At 63.3% G+C, this 2,555-nt stretch carries 3 protein-coding genes; all 3 read right to left on the bottom strand.

The window, feature by feature from the left end; all coding sequences use genetic code 11:
- Positions 1-30: 30 nt before the first annotated feature.
- The 3 genes from tnpC to tnpA all read right to left on the bottom strand — a co-directional run bounded on the left by tnpC (position 31) and on the right by tnpA (position 2,496).
- Entirely contained in the window at positions 31-1,599 is a 1,569-nt protein-coding gene (tnpC, locus tag HLH48_RS22635; protein ID WP_182999702.1) for an IS66 family transposase, read from the bottom strand.
- A gap of 64 nt (positions 1,600-1,663) precedes the next feature.
- Complete coding sequence (gene tnpB / locus HLH48_RS22630; protein WP_019092242.1) at positions 1,664-2,011, bottom strand: IS66 family insertion sequence element accessory protein TnpB; 348 nt, start codon at positions 2,009-2,011, stop codon at positions 1,664-1,666.
- Entirely contained in the window at positions 2,008-2,496 is a 489-nt protein-coding gene (tnpA, locus tag HLH48_RS22625; protein WP_182999701.1) for an IS66-like element accessory protein TnpA, read from the bottom strand. Before tnpA ends, tnpB begins: the two co-directional genes overlap by 4 nt.
- Between the last annotated feature and the right edge of the window lie 59 nt (positions 2,497-2,555).

The raw sequence follows: 2,555 nt of genomic DNA, 5'->3' as shown, positions 1-2,555 counted from the left end.
GTAATCATCCGGCGAGAGACGCGGGCGTATTCAGGCGGCGATGGTATTGTGGACCTGCTGGTGGGCTTTCCAGTGCCAGGGCAGGAGTTCATGGAGGCGTGGATTGGGGATGTCATTGATCCGTGCCAGGACATCGGCGAGCCATGCGTGGGGATCGACATCGTTCAGACGCGCGGTGACGATCAGGGAATACATGGCGGCGGCGCGCTCTCCGCCACGATCGGACCCGGCGAACAACCAGGCTTTCCTGCCCAGGGCGATGCCGCGCAGAGCGCGTTCTGCTGCATTGTTTGAGAGGCAGATCCGGCCGTCAGTGAGGAATCGTGTGAATGTATCGGCACGTCTGAGAAAATAGTTCATGGCGTGGGCAACGGGATTTTTGGTCGACATGCGCCGGCAACACTCCCGCATCCAGTCGAACAGACCCGTAACCAGTGGCGCGATGCTCTCCTGGCGGACCGTTAGCCGGTGCGCCGCGGTCGTGCCGTTGATGGCGCGCTCGGCCTCGAATATGGTGTCGATCCTGCCTACTGCCTCTATGGCGAGGGGCGCCTTGTCCTTCTCGGCGATTTTGAACAGCCCTCTGCGTCCGTGGGCCCAGCATCCGGCGGAGACAACCGGCGCGGGTTGGCGTCCCGGTTTCGCCAGAGTGTTATAACCCGCATAGGCGTCTGACTGCAAAATGCCGGTCCAGCCGGTGAGATGGTCCGTGGGATGTTCGCCCTTGCGGTCCCGGGAATAACGGAACCAGACGGCTGGGGGCGCTGTGCCTCCAAAGGGGTGATCGTCCCGCATATAATTCCACAATCGTCCGGTGACTGTCCGGCCTTTCGCCAGAACCGGCACGGTGGTGTCATCCGCGTGCAGGCGTTGTGCCGCCAGCACATGCGCCCGGATCAGCGTAGTCAGGGGGGCCAGCGTCGCGGTGCAGGCCCCCACCCAGTCGGCCAGTGTCGACGTGTCGAGATCGATCCCTTCGCGGGCAAAGGCATCGCTCTGGCGGTTCAGCGGCAGATGCTGCAGGAACTTGTCGCATAGAATGGTCGACAGCAGCCATGGGCCTGCGCGTCCGCGCGCGATCGGATGGAAGGGGGCGGGTGGCTGAGTGATGCTCTCGCAGTCCCGGCAGGTGAACTTCTCCCGCACCGTTTGGATGACCTTGAACTGGCGCGGGATCACCTCCAGCGTCTCGGTGACGCTCTCCCCCAGCTTGCTCAGACGATCGCTGCCACAGCACGGACACTGTGTCGGTGCGGGGATAACGACCCGCTCGCGCGGCAGGTCGGCACGCAGGGGCTGGCGTCCCCGGTTGCTCCGGGGTGCTGTCGTGCGGACAGCGGGATCCGCCGCATTTTCGGGCGCGTCCTCGGCGAGCGTCGTCTCCAGTTCTTCCAGTTCGAGTTCGAGTTGGGCCAGCAGGCGGCGCCCCCGCTCCGACGAGGCGCCGAAACGGTCCTGGCGCATCCGCGCGATAAGATGTTTGAGATGGGCAACCTGCGCTTCGGCGCTGGCCGCACGGGCTTCCGCGATCTCGGCACGCGCCTCGGCAGCGGCAAGTGCCGCGCGCAAGGCGATGATGTCCTCCGTGTCTCCCGTCATGAAGGCAGTTGATCACATGGGCGCTCAAAAGGGTACCAGTATATGCTGACCTGGCGCGGTTTTATTATCCCGCCAATTCAGGTCTCCATGTTTTCTGCGGATTGCGCCAATCCACACCCTCCAGCAGACAGGTCAATTGTGACGGGGAGAGATGGATCGCCCCGTCCTTTGCCGAAGGCCACAGGAAATGCCCGCGCTCGATCCGCTTCGCATATAAGGAAAGGCCGATCCCATCGTGCCAGATCAGTTTCACCAGGTCGCCGCGTCGGCCCCTGAAGGCGTAGACGTCGCCCGCGAAAGGGTCACGACCCAGTGCTTCCTGGACCTTCAACGCCAGCCCGGGCATCCCCAGGCGCATATCGGTTACACCGGCCGCCAGCCATATCCTCAGCGTGGAAGGAAGCGGGATCATGACCGCAGTGCGCCCACAATCTCACGCAGACGATCGGCGGACAGCCCTGTGTCGAACTCCAGCCGCACACCGTCCGGAAAGACCAGGCTGACGGCTTGGCCGGACAGCGTTCCCTGTTCTCTCCGACGCTCCAATGGCTGCGGCTCGGGGGCCGGGGCCACCATAACAGGTATGAACGATGTCCCGCCTTTGGCTTGCGCTTTGGCCCGAGCCTCTCGCCGCCAGCGAAACACCAGACTTGGATGGATCCCATACTGTGCAGCCACCTCCCTTATGGGGCGTCGGCTCTCGTAGGACGCGATGACCACTCGCGCGCGAAATTCAGGGGCGTGCCAGCGGCGGCGATCCGAAACGATCTCAATCCGCGAGGCGTCCGCCAGCCTGTCTCGCTCGTCGGTCTCTCTACCGCTCCTTTGGAGCCTCTGTGCGGTACTACCTGCGACACTCGCAGGTAGTACCGCGTCCCTATCTCTTAAATCGTTCATGCTTCATAGCTGAACCAGACCAGAAATATTCAGCAAGGCGTCAGTCGCCGGGAGCTTAC

It is taken from the genome of Gluconacetobacter sacchari, from assembly GCF_014174255.1.
GTDB lineage: Bacteria > Pseudomonadota > Alphaproteobacteria > Acetobacterales > Acetobacteraceae > Gluconacetobacter > Gluconacetobacter sacchari.
This window is presented reverse-complemented; position numbering and strand designations above follow the sequence as displayed.

Coding starts and splice junctions, on each gene's coding strand:
- tnpA (WP_182999701.1), bottom strand. CDS start 2,496: ATGAACGATTTAAGAGATAGGGACGCGGTACTACCTGCGAGTGTCGCA.
- tnpC (WP_182999702.1), bottom strand. CDS start 1,599: ATGACGGGAGACACGGAGGACATCATCGCCTTGCGCGCGGCACTTGCC.
- tnpB (WP_019092242.1), bottom strand. CDS start 2,011: ATGATCCCGCTTCCTTCCACGCTGAGGATATGGCTGGCGGCCGGTGTA.